The organism is Halorubrum sp. B52, from assembly GCF_059752555.1.
In genome coordinates this window covers 1-13,122 of record NZ_MWTG01000013.1, presented here as the reverse complement: position 1 = coordinate 13,122, position 13,122 = coordinate 1, and the positions used below count along the sequence as shown (strand labels likewise).

Below are 13,122 nucleotides of genomic sequence, written 5' to 3'. Positions count from 1 at the left end.
TGGCCGAGCATCGCGGCTTCGGCCTCGATGCCACCGACGCCCCAGCCGACGACGCCGATGCCGCCGATCATCGGCGTGTGGCTGTCCGTGCCGACGAGCGTGTCCGGAAGCAGCCAGTTCTCACCGTTCCGCTCGCGGGCGTGAACGACCTGCCCGAGGTATTCGAGGTTCACCTGGTGAACGATACCGGTGCCCGGCGGGACGACGCGGAAGTCGTCGAAGGCCTGCTGAGCCCACTTGAGGGCGCGATAGCGTTCGCCGTTGCGCTCGTACTCCAGCTCGACGTTCTTCTCGTAGGCATCCTCGGAGCCGAAATAGTCGACCTGGACGCTGTGGTCGATCACGAGGTCAATTGGAATCTCTGGCTCGACGATCGCGGGCTCCTTGCCTTTCCGGTCAACCGCTGATCGGAGCGCAGCGAGGTCGACGACGGCAGGGACACCGGTGAGGTCCTGAAGAACGACTCGTGAGGGAGTGAACGGGAGTTCGACGTCCGGCACGTCAGGTTGCCACGACGCGACGTTTCGAACGTCCTCGGCGGAGATCGTGTCGCCGTCGACGTTCCGGAGGACGGATTCGAGGAGGACACGGATGCTGACCGGGAGACGGTCCAGTTCACAGAGTCCCGCCTCTTCGAGGGCGGTGAGGTCCGCCATCCGATAGGCATCTCCGTCGAACTCGAACTCGCGTATCGCGTCGAAAGGATCGGTTTCGGCCATACCCTGAGCTACGGCGCCCCGGCTCTTGAATCGTTTCCCGTGGGCGATCTGACGACTGGATCATCGCTCCCATGGATTTCGTCGGCCGTGGGGCACTCCGGTCACAGAATCCGGTCGAGTGCATCTGTAATCGAGGGAGATTCGACGATTCGGAACCCTTGAACAGCCACGTCCGTCGGTTCGCCCGCCGGGACGATCAGCTCCCGTGCGCCGACTGCTCGCGCCGCGCGGGCTTTCGTCTCGATCCCGCCGACGGGGAGCAACGTGCCCTCGTCGTCGACGATCCCCGTGATGAGCGTCTCCTGTGAGAGTGACTCCTGACGGAAGCTGGCGACGAGTGCGACGGTGAGACCGGCCTCCCAGCTCTTCCCGCGGAGTGCGAGTACACCAGAGGCGGGGGGCTCGAACGTGACGTGCGTCGCCGTGTTGGTGAGCGACTCCCCGGTAAGACGTGTGGCCGTCTCCCTCGCTTCTCGGAGCGCGAGCTGGAGGTCGTGACGGACTTCGATTCCGTTCAGGTTGACGAACAGTTCACCGTCCCCGTCGGTGAACTCGAACTCGAACGGGACGATGAGACCGTCACCGAAGCTGTCGACCGCTGGAAGGTAGTAGCGCGTTGGGGCGGGAAGCGTGGCCCCACCCGCAAGCGTCGCCAGCGACTGAAAACCCTCCCCCGCTCGCGTTAGACCGAGAACCACCCCAGCGCCGCCGACGCTCCCCAGGCCGAGTCCTGCGAGGAACCCCCGCCGTGACAGAATCGTCTCCTCCACCCGTCCTACAACGTCTCTTTCCGTATCGGACGGGCGAGAGACGGACGCGGAGTCATCGGTGGGCATAGCAGTATGGTGCGTGGCTACGCTGGGTTCCCGTGGTACCATGTAACAGGGGTGCAGTAATAAAGGCTCTTCGTGTACGCGTTTCGAACGGGTACGCCTATTTCGGTCGCGCACCGACGGATAGACACAGTCTCATCACCACTCATGACGCTCCGGTATCGGTCGTTGGTCGGGCTCGTGGGCGTGAGCAGCGTCGTGACCGGGGTCGGCGTGTGGATCGCCTACCAGTTCGAACTTCTCTTGCTCGGAGTGACGACCCTCGCGACCTGGACACTTCTGGTCGGACTCGTCGAGGAGGCATTCGTCCGGTTCGTCCCATTGATACTCGTCTTCTACGGCTGGAGTTACCGTCGGGGGACGCTCCTCTCGAAGACCGAGGGGTTGCTCGCGACCGTGGCCTCCGGGCTGACCGTTGCGCTCCTCGAACTCGTGCTCAAACTCGAGTACCTGTCGCGGCTGGAGGCGACAGTCCGGTTCGACTCGCTCGTGCTCCCGCTGGTGTTCGTCCACCTGCCGTTCGCGTTACTCGCCGGGCGGTTCGCGTACGCACTCGGCGAGCGGATTCACGGCTCCGACGACATCGGGTTCCCATCACTCTCTCGGCGAACCCTGGCGGCACTCGTGCTCGGGTATCTCGCACTTTCGCTCGCCCACGTCGGGTACAATCTTCTCATCTGAGAGCCGCTCGAACAGAGGGAAGAACTGAAAGACCGACAATCACCACACCCTGGATTAGGTGGGGATACTGCAACCGTTTCCCGAATCCGATGACGGCCCCTTCGACGAGGACCCAGACGACGAGCGCGACGCCGACGGCGATGGCCGCCGGCCACGCCCATCGTTTTCGACGGAAGAGGCCGTACACGACGACCAGCGGGAACACACCGAGGATACTGAAGAGGATGACCCCGGGAACCAGATAGCTATCGAACGGGGAACCAGCCAGAAGCGTCGGCGAGATTCCAATAAGACGCCCCGAGGGAGCGAGGATGAACTGGCCGCCGCCGGCGAGTCCCGACACGCCGAGCACACCAATCGTCGCGATGAGTGCCCAGAGCGCGAGTGGTCGATCTTGGTGCTGTGTTGAAATACCCATCCGTCGACGCTCCTCCGTCCTGATGAGAAGTGCTTGCTACGGTGGGAAAGCTATGTGGGTCTACTGGCTGTCCTCTTCGTGGTCGTCGCCGAGTGCCGTCCGAATCATCCCATTGAGTTCTTCGAGCTTCTCGCGGACGCGCTCGGGCTTGTCGGCCGGCGGCTCTTCGAGTGCGACCTGCTCGTGGGGGTCCGGCTCACCGACGATGACGCTACCGATCATCCCGAGGCTCTCGTGGGGCGTACAGTAGTAGTGGTAGACACCCTCGGTCTCGAAGGTGTGTTCGAACGTCGCACCCTGCTCGGAGACGATGCCGCTGTCCCAGGCCGCTGCGCCGTCGGGGACGAGCTGGGGCTGGTCGTTGTCGGGGTGGTAGGCGGTCGTCGAGTGACTCCCACTCTCGTTGTTCCAGGTGACCGTTCCCCCGACGTTCACCCGCACGACGTGGGGCTCGAAGTGGTAGCCACCGTCCTCGGTAATCATCCGCACCTCGGCCGTATCGGACGGTGCCCCGACTGCTTCGTCGTGGTCATCCTCGTCGTCGCTGTGACCGGACTCCGTGCCGCCGTCGTCGTGGCCAGTCTCAGTCGGCGTGCCGTTTGCCGCTCCGCCATCGTTGTTCTGCGTTCCAGTGCACCCGGCAAGCCCAACGACTGCCGCACCGCCAGTCAGCTGGAGCATCCGTCGACGCGTGAGTGAATCGGTCATGGCATCGGTCACCTTACAGGTGAACCTACACGGTCTGGGCATATAGTCCGGAAAGCAGATTTGCTGGGTCAGCAAATCGGCGTTCCTTTATATACCCACCCACAACAACACGGATTGTGAGTGAGGAGCGAGACATCTCGGGGATTCTCGAAATCCTTGACGACGACTATGCACGCGCCATCCTCGAGGCGACTCGCCCAAAACAGCTGTCCGCCAAGGAACTCAGCGAAGAGTGTGACATGTCAGTCTCGACAGTTTCCAGACGGGTCAACACGTTACTGGAGTACGATCTGCTTATCGAGCGAACGCACGTTGATCCCGACGGTCATCATTACAGCGAATACGAAGCCCAACTCGACCGCGTCGAGGTCCAGCTCCTCGAATCAGGATTCGACATCCGTATCGAACTTCGAGAAGACGCGCCCGACAGATTTGCTCGGTTGTGGAACACAATGAGGAACGAATAACCATGCACCCCGGACTCATCGTCGCAAAGCTCGTCACAATGGTTCTGGGATTCGTGATCGCCTATCAGGCCTATCGAGGGTACCGACGTAGCAACAGTCAATCGATGCTGTACCTCGCGGTCGGGTTCGCCATTATCAGCTTCGGCGCAATCGTCGAAGGAATCTTGTTCGACGTGGTTGGCCTGACCTTACATAATGCGGGAACGGTGGCAACAACCATCGTCGCGATTGGTATGCTCACGATCCTCTACGCTCTATACGGACGTGACCCGCAGAAACTGGAGAACTGACTAATGGTGGATACGACAACAGCCGTTCTCGTGGCCGTCCGCCTGGCTGTCCTTGCCCTCGGTATTCTGATCACGTACTACAGTTTCGAGGCTTATCGACGAACAGGGACGTACTATATGAGAAACGCTGCAGTTGGCTTTGGAATTATTACCCTCGGTGTGTTCATCGAAGGAGTACTGTTCGAGTTCGGGGGGCTTGATCTCGCCCTTGTCCACATCATCGAATCGGTCGCCATCGGTCTCGGATTCGTGGTTCTTCTCATCTCGCTTCGCCGGTAGCTCGAGCCACGGCTATACTCCTCGAATGGTCAATACTGGCTCGTCCGAGTTCCGAAGAACCCGTTCGGTCACACTTCCGATGATCCGTCGTGAAAGGCTGGACCGTCCGTGTGTTCCCATCACGACGAGGTCGATTCCGTGTTGATCGCAGTAATCTCCGATTGCCTGATGAGGAACACCGTGGGTGATCTCAGCAGCGACTGAAACACCGTCGGCAGTTGCCCGGGACTGGACATCTTCGAGGACAGTCTCTCCGTTTTGCTCCAGTACTTGCTGCAGTTCGTCCCACGTCCATCCCGGACGAGACGCGTAGGCACCTCTATCCACAACGTAGAGGGCATGAAGTGTCGCATCGTACGTCCGAGCCAAATCAAGAGCGTGCGTGACTGCCTCTCGTGCGGGCTTACTCCCGTCAGTCGGGACGAGGATAGTCTCAAAGCCTCCCCGCATTCCGGGTTCTGATAGCGCCTGTTTTGCTTTGACACTGAGCACGGGGATATCGACAGTACGGACGAGTCGGGTCGTTACACTGCCGAGCAGGACTCGGTCGAGACCGGTGTGTCCTCGGGTTCCCATACAGACGAGGTCGATCCCGGTATCGGTGATGTAGGAACGAATTTCACGCGCTGGAATGCCACGGCGAACCTCAGTTACTGCGTCGAGACCATGTTCTGCAGCTCGAGTTTCGATCTGCTTGGTGGCGGCATCGCCAGCCTCATACCACGTGTCTGGGAGTGTCTCCAGGTCGGTTTCCAGCGCAGTCAGTTCCAGCTTTCGCTCGATGGGCGAACTGTCGACGACGTGGAGCGCGTGGACAGTTGCGTCGTATCGGCGAGCGAGCTCAAGTCCGTATTGGATTGCGGGCTCGACGTTATCGCTGCCATCAGTCGGGATGAGGATGTCGGTATACATGGTTGGATGAGTGCGTTGATGTTGCTACGGACTCTCGTCCGTCGGTTTTGGGGGCTTATGGGCTGTCGACTCGATGCGTTCCTTGAAGAAGACGAGCTCCTTGTTGGTGTGGTCGTAGAGCTTGGCCTTCCCGTCAAGAACGGTGGTAAAGAGCCGCTTTAGCAACCGGCCCCGGCGGTTATTCGGGAAGTCCATCCAGACGGCGTGTGACATCCGGGTTCCATCCTCAGTCTCTTCGAGCCGAATCGTACCACCTTCGGGGATTCGAACGGTGACAAGTCCACGAAGGAGTGGATAGTACGCTGTCCCAGTCCAGACCGCCACGTGTGGATGATCGATGTACTGAAATCGGCCGTGCAGATCGGCGTACATCCCAGCGACTTCTTCCGCCTGGTGGAATGTCGCCCCCTCTTGTGGGCGATTATCGGGTGTGTCGTATTCGAGTCCGTAGTGTTCCTCGGGGTTCGATGCCGTCCAGTGGACGGGGTCAGTTACGTAGTCCCAGATCTCCTCGGGCGATGCGTCGATGACGATTTCGGCGTTGTCGGTGACGTACATGGATTGACTCCTCGATTTATTATGCGAAGGCGTTGTACAGCCACGCGAAGGCGTACACGAGGATGAAGCCGATCACCGCGGCTTCGACCATGCCCGCCACGGTTCCGACGACGGTCGGTTCGAAGAACAGGTGCCACTGTTGCATCATCTCGACCGCACCTTCGTAGACGCCGATTGCTCCGAACACACCGAGCAGGAGCATCACGACGGCGGAGAGTACAGCTGCAGCTCCGGCGAGTGCAAGTGTGTCAAGGTGTAACGTACTGTCGGTGGAGTCCATTTCGTACGTATCTTGGTTTGTGGTAGTAGTGCTCATGACTAGAGATACGCTCTACTCCTTCATTCGGGTTCCTGTTACAATTCGAAAGAGAGATTTCTCTTGTTAACATAGAGCAAGAATCTCGTGGAGGGAACCAGCTGTACAACACCCCGATCTGTGTGACTGAGCCGTCGGGAGACCAAGGAGCAACCACCGACTGGAACCAGTGACGTGCAAAAACTCATGAGCGCGAACACAGTCCTCGAACGGTCGACCACAGCTGCTAGCAAGAATTACCTTTGAATGCAAGATTTACTCCGCCTACAGCCCCGGTTTCTTAAGAACAAATAACAAAACAGATGCCTGTGATAGTGTAGATATGCAAGCCGTTCTCGTCGACGGGATTCTCGAGTCCTTACGAATAGGAGTTGGCTTCCTCTGGACCGCTGCGTGGGCGATCATCATGGGGCTCGTCATCACGAGTCTCGTCCAGGTCTACGTCTCGAAAGAGCGAATGGCCAACGTCCTCGGAGAGGGGGACCTGAACGGTCTCACAAAGGCGACGGTGTTCGGCGCCGCGAGTAGTGGCTGTAGCTTCGGCGCGGTCGCCATCGGGAAGGGACTGTTCAAGAAGGGAGCACATGCGGTGAACTTCCTCGCGTTCATGTTTGCGTCGACGAACCTCATCGTCGAACTCGGATTGATGATCCTGATTCTGCTAGGCTGGGAGTTCCTTCTCGCGGAACTGCTCGGCGGGATCATCCTCATCGCCGTGATGGCTGTCATCGTCCACCTCACGCTCCCCGAGAATCTGTTCGAGCAAGTCCGGCAGGAACTGAATCACAGCGACAACGAGCAGGGAATCACCGAGGATCCGACCTGCGGGATGGAAGGCAAAGACGAGTACTCGCTGGTGACCGATGGTGGCGAGACGCTGAAGTTCTGCTCGGAGGGTTGTCTGGAGACCTACCAACAGGAAGCCGCAAGTAGCGGCGGGTGGCGCGACGAACTCCTCTCGTGGGGTGGGTGGTACAAGGTTGGAAATCAGTACCGCAAGGAGTGGTCGATGATCTGGAAGGATATCGTCGCAGGGTTTCTTATATCCGGATTCGTCATCGTTTTCGTTCCCCAGTGGGTCTGGAACACCCTGTTCATCCAGGGCGACGGCCTGCTTGTGACCGCCGAAAACGCGATTATGGGTGTCACCATCGCCGTTCTCAGTTTCGTCGGCAGTATGGGCAACGTCCCCTTCGCGGTCGCGCTGTGGGGCGGTGGTGTCAGCTTCGCCGGGATCATCGCGTTCGTCTACGCCGACCTCATCACGATTCCCGTTCTGAACGTCTACCGGAAGTACTACGGCTGGAAGATCATGCTGTACATCCTCGGCGTCTTCTTCGTGACGATGGCGTTCACCGGTTTCCTCATGGAACTACTATTCGACGCGTTTGGCATCGTCCCCGACTTGGCCGGTGGCGAGACAGCATCGGAACAGACCTACTTCGAGTTGAACTACACCTTCTACCTCAACATCATCGCGTTCGTCCTCTCGGGGGCCCTCCTCTACGTCTATCGCCGGGGATTAGGTGCACCTGGTCAGTATCGCGACCCCGTTTGTGGGATGCGGACCGACGACAGCGGGCCGAGTCTCACCCACGAGAACGAGACGTACTACTTCTGCTCGAATCAGTGCAAGCGAACGTTCGAGAAGCACCCCTCCGAGTTCGCACATCAACATCCGCAGGTCTCTGAAGAAGGTGAATCCCATGACGATCACTAAAAACATATTGGGGAGTGGGACGACCCTGTTCAATCGATTAGGGAGCGGCGAATGCGAGTACCTCGTTGAGGGTGGTGCCGAGCGCGCAGCGCTCAATTTCCTTCTGGGTGGTGTCACGACGATCATTGTGTCCCCGTACAGGCCGACTCAGGCGGGGTAATGGTAACGCCCGTGTCCCGATCCGGATTTCAGTCTTCACAAAGGTCTTGCATCGGGGAATCAAAACTGGTACAGCGCTGGTTCGCTAACGAGAACGTATGACTACGCGACACGCCAAACTGAGGAGTGAGGTATGAATCGGCGGCGAGCCGATGCAGTGGTTGGCCTCCTCGTCGCTGCCGTCGTTATCGTCGGCGGTGCGCTCAGCTGGGATGCGTATCAGCAACAGCAGGCATTCGGAGAGATGGGGTCGATGATGGATATGGGTGCGTCGATGGGAGGGGTTCACGGCACAAATCCGCTCTGGTACGTCCTTGGAACCCTTCTCGTCTCGACTGTCGTCGGTGGAGGGTATCTCATTGTTCGGGACGAGCTCACCAACACAGATGCAAGCGAACGCGCACAAATAACGAATCCAACAGATCCAGAGAGCGCTGATTCATCGGAGAGATCTACCCAATCAGAGGAAGCCATCAATCCAGAGTCTCAGCCGCAGGCTCGTATATTGGATCTCTTACCGGAAGACGAACGCCGGATTCTTGAACCGGTCCTCTCCTCACCCGGTATCACACAGATCGAACTCAGGGATCGCTCGGACTTCTCGAAGAGCAAGGTCAGTCAGACGGTGAGCGCTCTCGAGAAGCGCGGCCTCCTGTACCGCGAGCGCCAAGGGCGAACGTATCGGATTTACCCGAGCGACGACTTACAACAGAAACAGGCGAACTAGCGGACCATTCCTACGAGTCAATCCCCGTCCAAAACGTAGGTATGAGTTCTGGATTCGGAACCAGTACGGCAGGGTGATCTCACCGTCACCGCGAGGCCTATACCCCCAAGCATCCAATACAACGGATATGCGGTCCACAGGCTTCTCCCGTCGCAAACTCCTCCAGCTGACGGGGGCGACCACCCTCGGCTCGCTCGCGGGGTGTGCCGGTCAGCTACCGGGCACCGACGATGGTGAGGGTCGTGAGGTGACACCGCGCTCGACAGTCACGGCCGAACCAGATACATCCGTCAACCTCACCGCGGCGTCCGGGACCATTCGACCAGCACCCGGTACGTCGACGACTAACTGGATGTACGAGGGCGAATTCCCGGGACCAGAGCTACGCGTTCAGGAAGGAGATGTGCTTAGCGTCGAACTGACCAACGACCTTCAAGATGAGACAACAATTCACTGGCACGGGATTCCCGTCCCGAATCCGGTCGATGGGGTGCCGGACGTAACTCAAGACCCGATCGCTTCCAGCGATACGTTCACGTACACGTTCCGTGCCGAACCCGCCGGGACGTATTTTTACCACAGCCACGTCGGACTCCAACTCGACCGGGGATTGCTGGGGCCACTGATCGTCGAAGAGCGTAACCCACACGTCGAGTACGACCGCGAGTACGTCGTGATCGTCGACGATTACCTCCCTGGAGAGCCGGAACTTCCTTCGGACGGGGGGATGGGCGGCGGTGGTGGAATGGGTGGGGGAGGCGGAATGATGGGGGACGTTCGGCCGCCATACGAAGGGCTCCTGATCAACGGTCGACTCCCTGAGAATCCACAGACGTTCGACGTAACGGAGGGTGAGCGGATTCGCTTCCGGTTCGTGAACGCTGCCAGCGCGACGGTCTTCGGTGTCCGGATTGCCGGCCACGAGATGACAGTGACCCACGCCGATGGTCGACCAGTCGAACCCGTCGACGTGGACTCGTTCGTCTTCGGTGCCGGTGAGCGCTACGATGCCGTGGTTGAGGCTACAAATCCGGGCACGTGGGTCGTTCAAGCGGATGCGCTCGATGGAAACGAACCACCAGCTACAGCCGTCGTCGAGTACGAGTCAGCGGGCGGGGGGAGCCCACAGCGTCCGTCGTCGGCCAGTAACCAACTGCAGTACGGAGACTTGCGGGCGATCTCCTCGCTCGAGGGGGTGAGTGGAGATCCGGATCGAACGTTCGATCTGACGCTCTCCCGTGGTAGGGGCCAGTCCTACACGTGGACGATTGACGGGCAGGTCTATCCGGATGCCGATCCACTCCAGATTCGACCCGAAGAACACGTCCGGATTCGAATGACCAATCAGAGCCCGGTCGTTCACCCGATGCACCTTCACGGACACTTCTTCCAGGTCGGCAACGCAGTCAAAGACACCGTCATCGTCCCCGGCCATCGGGGGCAGGTGACACTGGACTTCCACGCGGACAATCCCGGTCGCTGGTTGTTCCACTGTCACAATTTGTACCATCTCGATGCGGGCATGGCGCGTGTCGTGAGATACGTCGAGTAGCTCAGTAGCGAGTTTCGAGTCGAACAAACGCCTCTTTGCTCGCGTACTCGAATTCATGTTCATCGCCTATTACGGGAACTAGAAGACGTCTGCATTTGACACAGGACTCATACTCAAACAGCTGCCACTAGAATTGAACCTCGTCGTATGCTCTTGGTGTAGCGACGAAATGAAGATCGGTGTGTCAACTATGACTGAGAGTGGGGTGTTCAACCCTCGGTACTACTCCTCCCGGGTTCCCGGCCACTGGCGTGCGTCCGCCTGAATCAATCCATGCATGGTTCGGCGTCGCTCTTTCAGCTCTTCGAGTACGTCATCGAACTCCTCATCGGACACCGTCGGGACACCCGCCTTGCGTAGAACGGCGAGGTCGGGCAGCGGTGGATGCTCGTCGGACTGTGTCGCGAACACACTGACCGTGTCGAGGTAGCTCTGAACACTCGACCGTGCGTTTTCGAGAACCGAGTCACTGGGCCTCTTCGCCTCGGGCGTCGCTCGCTGCCAGAGGGTCAAAGCGTCGTCGAGACTGGCGACGCTCAACACGGCGGCGGCCTCGCGGTCGTCGGTGTAGAAGTAGTGTAGGATTGGGTAGGCTTTGTGGTTAGACGTTAGTTCGTTCAGCGCCGTGGTGATACTGTTGAGAGGGAGCGCGACGTCGTCGAACTCATCACCGTTCCAGGTAGTAGTGACGATCGATTCGCCGTCCAGTCCGAGCCCGCTTACGTTCCGCGCGAACGTGCGTTTCTGCGTAACTGCGTCGAGGACGGAGAGGACGTAGGTGATGCTCAGCGTCACCAGCAACATCCCGCTGGCGGTCATCAGTGCAGTCAGGATCTGCCAGAGGCCATCTCGGGGCGCGAAATCACCGTTCCCCATCGTGAACATCGAATATCCCACGAAGTAGAATCGTTCGACCCAGGAGATGGGGCCTGCGTCGATGGTGTCTCTCAGAGCGTTCTCGGCACTGGCGAAGACGAACATCCACCCGCCCCAGAGTAGGGCGATCCACATCCCAAGCCCGAGGGCGAGAATCACCGGGCCGGCGAGCGTCCGAATGCGGGGGCTGTAGGTCCCAAAGCGTCGTAGCAGCTTCCACGTCCTCCGCATCAGGCGTGCAGTAAGGGGTCCCGCACCGCCCTCAACCCAAAGGGTCGTCCATAGGAGATCGATCGCGGCCACGATGAGCAGACTCACGCCCAAGCCAAAGTATAGATAGTTCACTGGTCTGTCGTTCTCTCCGAAGTCGATTCAAACTGAGCAGCGACAGACAGCGAGTTCATCATCGATGGTGGTGACGGCTGAATCATTATTGTACGATAGGCTAGTCGGCGGCCTGTGCCTGTCCGCCGCTCTGTCTCATTTCGGCTGGATTCTTCATGCCTTCCTTGACGCCGAAGTGGACCAAAACGGCGTTGACCGGGAACGCGAAAACGAACCCAACAGATAGCGAGAACGCGAGTGCACCCCAGAACAGCAGATCGGAGATGTGGGCCTGACTGGCGATCAGCAGATCCGTTCCGATAGCAGCGATCTCCATGATGGTGATGCTTGGCGTCTCGCTATAGAGGGCGTCGAGCATGGCCTCGCCGAAACCGACGCCCTCCTGCATCAGCGGGCCGACTGTCAGGGCGTAGCCGAACAGGTACGCGAGCGCGAACGTTCCTGCAGCGACGAGGACCGTACTCTGGAGTGCGAGCAGGCCTGCGAGGAGCGCGAACCCGAGAACTTCACCGGCCCCACAGCCCGAATAGCAGTGAGCGGTCGAGCGGAAGCCACGCCGCCACAGCGAGTCGTTGCTGATCTGGCTGCGGCCAGAGTACCAGTAGATGGCCAGGCCGAACGGCCCGGAGTAGAGGACGACCAGCGTCCAGACGCCTTTCATCAGCGATGGCAGCGCCTGATTCCGCTCGCGGATGTCCCACCAGAGGGTGACGACGGACGCGAGGACGAACAGCGCCCAGACACCCATCACGAGCGGGTCCGACAGAATCGGTTTCATGATGTGGCGAACCGGTGCGAGCGCGTGTTCGATCTGTGTGAGAAGTCCTTGGAGTGGCATAGTCTACGGAATAGCTGAACTAATTCGAGGCTATGCGGTATCGTCTGCTGCTCGACGGTCGCTACACGACCTAGTTGGGGAGGGAAACTTTCTGCAGTTGTGGTTAACATTCCAAAGTGGGTTGGATCACCGATCTCGGCTCTCATCGGTTGCAGCAGTTCCGGGCGTGCTAACCCACTCCTCGGACGAATTCGGTGGAGATGAACGATTCTATTCTCAGGAAACGATTAGAACGCTCTATACACGTTCTCGAACGTTCTCCTGAGTGGATTTACACCCACGTCGATAACTCCCGAGCAGTTCTACGAGTAACCGAGGAGAAAGACAATGACCAACTTCACACTCGGCCGCTGGCTGCTCGTGGCGCTCGCGATCGTTGGACTCGCGTTCGCCGCCCCCGTGGTCAGCGCACACGGCACCGACACGGCTGCTGACGACGCGCCCACTGACAACGCTACCGCTGATGACTGGGCGGCCTGGATGGAGGCGCAGATGACCGAGCACATGGGCCCTGGTAGCGTCGAGTGGATGGAATCGCACATGGGTGTGACCGTCGACGAGATGGCCCAGGACATGGCTAACGACGACTACAACGGCGGGATGTACGGACAGGGCCACTGCTGATAGGCCCTGACCGTTTCGATCGCTTCGACCGAATACCGAAACTCACCACCAATTCACAATCATGACGAAACCCACCACTCACCTCGGAGGCACTGCTCGT

Annotated in this window: 17 protein-coding genes; 8 read left to right on the top strand and 9 right to left on the bottom strand. The window is 59.3% G+C overall.

Annotated features, from left to right (window positions below; genetic code table 11):
• Together B4V04_RS16795 and B4V04_RS16790 are read right to left on the bottom strand one after the other, a co-directional pair.
• Positions 1–719, bottom strand: a 719-nt coding sequence (locus B4V04_RS16795; protein WP_498232832.1) for an aconitase family protein, incomplete at its 3' end; no start/stop codon positions are given.
• Between the two features lie 101 nt (positions 720–820).
• A complete protein-coding gene (locus tag B4V04_RS16790) occupies positions 821–1,417 on the bottom strand; it encodes a S16 family serine protease (RefSeq protein ID WP_498232831.1) in 597 nt (198 codons plus the stop codon).
• 321 nt (positions 1,418–1,738) lie between these two features.
• Between B4V04_RS16790 and B4V04_RS16785 the strand changes: the two genes are divergently transcribed.
• On the top strand, positions 1,739–2,233 hold the full coding sequence (locus tag B4V04_RS16785) for a hypothetical protein (protein WP_498232830.1): 495 nt from the start codon (positions 1,739–1,741) through the stop codon (positions 2,231–2,233).
• On the opposite strand, the gene B4V04_RS16780 is transcribed toward B4V04_RS16785, so the two are convergent.
• Positions 2,226–2,585: a hypothetical protein gene (locus B4V04_RS16780; RefSeq protein WP_144927785.1), complete on the bottom strand. Its 360-nt coding sequence runs from the start codon at positions 2,583–2,585 to the stop codon at positions 2,226–2,228. The genes B4V04_RS16785 and B4V04_RS16780 overlap by 8 nt on opposite strands.
• Before the next feature lie 126 nt (positions 2,586–2,711).
• The gene (locus B4V04_RS16775) at positions 2,712–3,359 is read right to left on the bottom strand and encodes a plastocyanin/azurin family copper-binding protein (protein ID WP_142980476.1); all 648 of its coding nucleotides are present in this window, start codon (positions 3,357–3,359) and stop codon (positions 2,712–2,714) included.
• Between the two features lie 116 nt (positions 3,360–3,475).
• Between B4V04_RS16775 and B4V04_RS16770 the strand changes: the two genes are divergently transcribed.
• From B4V04_RS16770 to B4V04_RS16760, 3 genes are read left to right on the top strand one after another with little or no spacing between them, the layout of a single operon-like run.
• Complete coding sequence (locus tag B4V04_RS16770) at positions 3,476–3,826, top strand: winged helix-turn-helix domain-containing protein (RefSeq protein WP_142980477.1); 351 nt, start codon at positions 3,476–3,478, stop codon at positions 3,824–3,826.
• Positions 3,827–3,828: 2 nt separating this feature from the next.
• A complete protein-coding gene (locus tag B4V04_RS16765; protein WP_142980478.1) occupies positions 3,829–4,116 on the top strand; it encodes a DUF7521 family protein in 288 nt (95 codons plus the stop codon).
• Between the two features lie 3 nt (positions 4,117–4,119).
• A complete protein-coding gene (locus B4V04_RS16760; protein ID WP_115819528.1) occupies positions 4,120–4,395 on the top strand; it encodes a DUF7521 family protein in 276 nt (91 codons plus the stop codon).
• A gap of 12 nt (positions 4,396–4,407) precedes the next feature.
• On the opposite strand, the gene B4V04_RS16755 is transcribed toward B4V04_RS16760, so the two are convergent.
• From B4V04_RS16755 to B4V04_RS16745, 3 genes are read right to left on the bottom strand one after another with little or no spacing between them, the layout of a single operon-like run.
• Positions 4,408–5,307, bottom strand: a complete 900-nt coding sequence (locus tag B4V04_RS16755; protein ID WP_115819529.1) for a universal stress protein — start codon at positions 5,305–5,307, stop codon at positions 4,408–4,410.
• Between the two features lie 24 nt (positions 5,308–5,331).
• Positions 5,332–5,865 (bottom strand): SRPBCC family protein, encoded by a 534-nt coding sequence (locus B4V04_RS16750; protein WP_310926152.1) that lies wholly within the window; start codon positions 5,863–5,865, stop codon positions 5,332–5,334.
• Positions 5,866–5,884: 19 nt separating this feature from the next.
• Positions 5,885–6,181, bottom strand: a complete 297-nt coding sequence (locus B4V04_RS16745; protein ID WP_310926151.1) for a hypothetical protein — start codon at positions 6,179–6,181, stop codon at positions 5,885–5,887.
• 322 nt (positions 6,182–6,503) lie between these two features.
• Here B4V04_RS16745 and B4V04_RS16740 point away from each other — a divergent pair, with 322 nt between their 5' ends.
• The 3 genes from B4V04_RS16740 (at position 6,504) to B4V04_RS16730 (ending at position 10,339) form a co-directional block, all read left to right on the top strand.
• Positions 6,504–7,901: a permease gene (locus tag B4V04_RS16740; RefSeq protein WP_310926150.1), complete on the top strand. Its 1,398-nt coding sequence runs from the start codon at positions 6,504–6,506 to the stop codon at positions 7,899–7,901.
• Positions 7,902–8,193: 292 nt separating this feature from the next.
• On the top strand, positions 8,194–8,787 hold the full coding sequence (locus B4V04_RS16735; RefSeq protein ID WP_498167392.1) for a helix-turn-helix transcriptional regulator: 594 nt from the start codon (positions 8,194–8,196) through the stop codon (positions 8,785–8,787).
• A 127-nt stretch (positions 8,788–8,914) separates the two neighbouring features.
• Positions 8,915–10,339, top strand: a complete 1,425-nt coding sequence (locus B4V04_RS16730; RefSeq protein ID WP_498167395.1) for a multicopper oxidase family protein — start codon at positions 8,915–8,917, stop codon at positions 10,337–10,339.
• Between the two features lie 222 nt (positions 10,340–10,561).
• On the opposite strand, the gene B4V04_RS16725 is transcribed toward B4V04_RS16730, so the two are convergent.
• Positions 10,562–11,533, bottom strand: a complete 972-nt coding sequence (locus tag B4V04_RS16725) for an ion channel (protein WP_498167397.1) — start codon at positions 11,531–11,533, stop codon at positions 10,562–10,564.
• 127 nt (positions 11,534–11,660) lie between these two features.
• On the bottom strand, positions 11,661–12,398 hold the full coding sequence (locus tag B4V04_RS16720) for a DUF4396 domain-containing protein (RefSeq protein ID WP_142980806.1): 738 nt from the start codon (positions 12,396–12,398) through the stop codon (positions 11,661–11,663).
• A 327-nt stretch (positions 12,399–12,725) separates the two neighbouring features.
• On the opposite strand from B4V04_RS16720, the gene B4V04_RS16715 reads away from it, so the two are divergent.
• Positions 12,726–13,022: a hypothetical protein gene (locus tag B4V04_RS16715; protein WP_498167400.1), complete on the top strand. Its 297-nt coding sequence runs from the start codon at positions 12,726–12,728 to the stop codon at positions 13,020–13,022.
• The last annotated feature ends 100 nt before the right edge of the window (positions 13,023–13,122 follow it).

What these genes read in the sequence shown, in the direction of transcription:
- B4V04_RS16720 (WP_142980806.1), bottom strand. Translation starts at nt 12,398, where the DNA reads ATGCCACTCCAAGGACTTCTCACACAGATCGAACACGCGCTCGCACCG.
- B4V04_RS16760 (WP_115819528.1), top strand. Translation starts at nt 4,120, where the DNA reads ATGGTGGATACGACAACAGCCGTTCTCGTGGCCGTCCGCCTGGCTGTC.
- B4V04_RS16750 (WP_310926152.1), bottom strand. Translation starts at nt 5,865, where the DNA reads ATGTACGTCACCGACAACGCCGAAATCGTCATCGACGCATCGCCCGAG.
- B4V04_RS16730 (WP_498167395.1), top strand. Translation starts at nt 8,915, where the DNA reads ATGCGGTCCACAGGCTTCTCCCGTCGCAAACTCCTCCAGCTGACGGGG.
- B4V04_RS16740 (WP_310926150.1), top strand. Translation starts at nt 6,504, where the DNA reads ATGCAAGCCGTTCTCGTCGACGGGATTCTCGAGTCCTTACGAATAGGA.
- B4V04_RS16745 (WP_310926151.1), bottom strand. Translation starts at nt 6,181, where the DNA reads ATGAGCACTACTACCACAAACCAAGATACGTACGAAATGGACTCCACC.
- B4V04_RS16765 (WP_142980478.1), top strand. Translation starts at nt 3,829, where the DNA reads ATGCACCCCGGACTCATCGTCGCAAAGCTCGTCACAATGGTTCTGGGA.
- B4V04_RS16755 (WP_115819529.1), bottom strand. Translation starts at nt 5,307, where the DNA reads ATGTATACCGACATCCTCATCCCGACTGATGGCAGCGATAACGTCGAG.
- B4V04_RS16735 (WP_498167392.1), top strand. Translation starts at nt 8,194, where the DNA reads ATGAATCGGCGGCGAGCCGATGCAGTGGTTGGCCTCCTCGTCGCTGCC.
- B4V04_RS16775 (WP_142980476.1), bottom strand. Translation starts at nt 3,359, where the DNA reads ATGACCGATTCACTCACGCGTCGACGGATGCTCCAGCTGACTGGCGGT.
- B4V04_RS16715 (WP_498167400.1), top strand. Translation starts at nt 12,726, where the DNA reads ATGACCAACTTCACACTCGGCCGCTGGCTGCTCGTGGCGCTCGCGATC.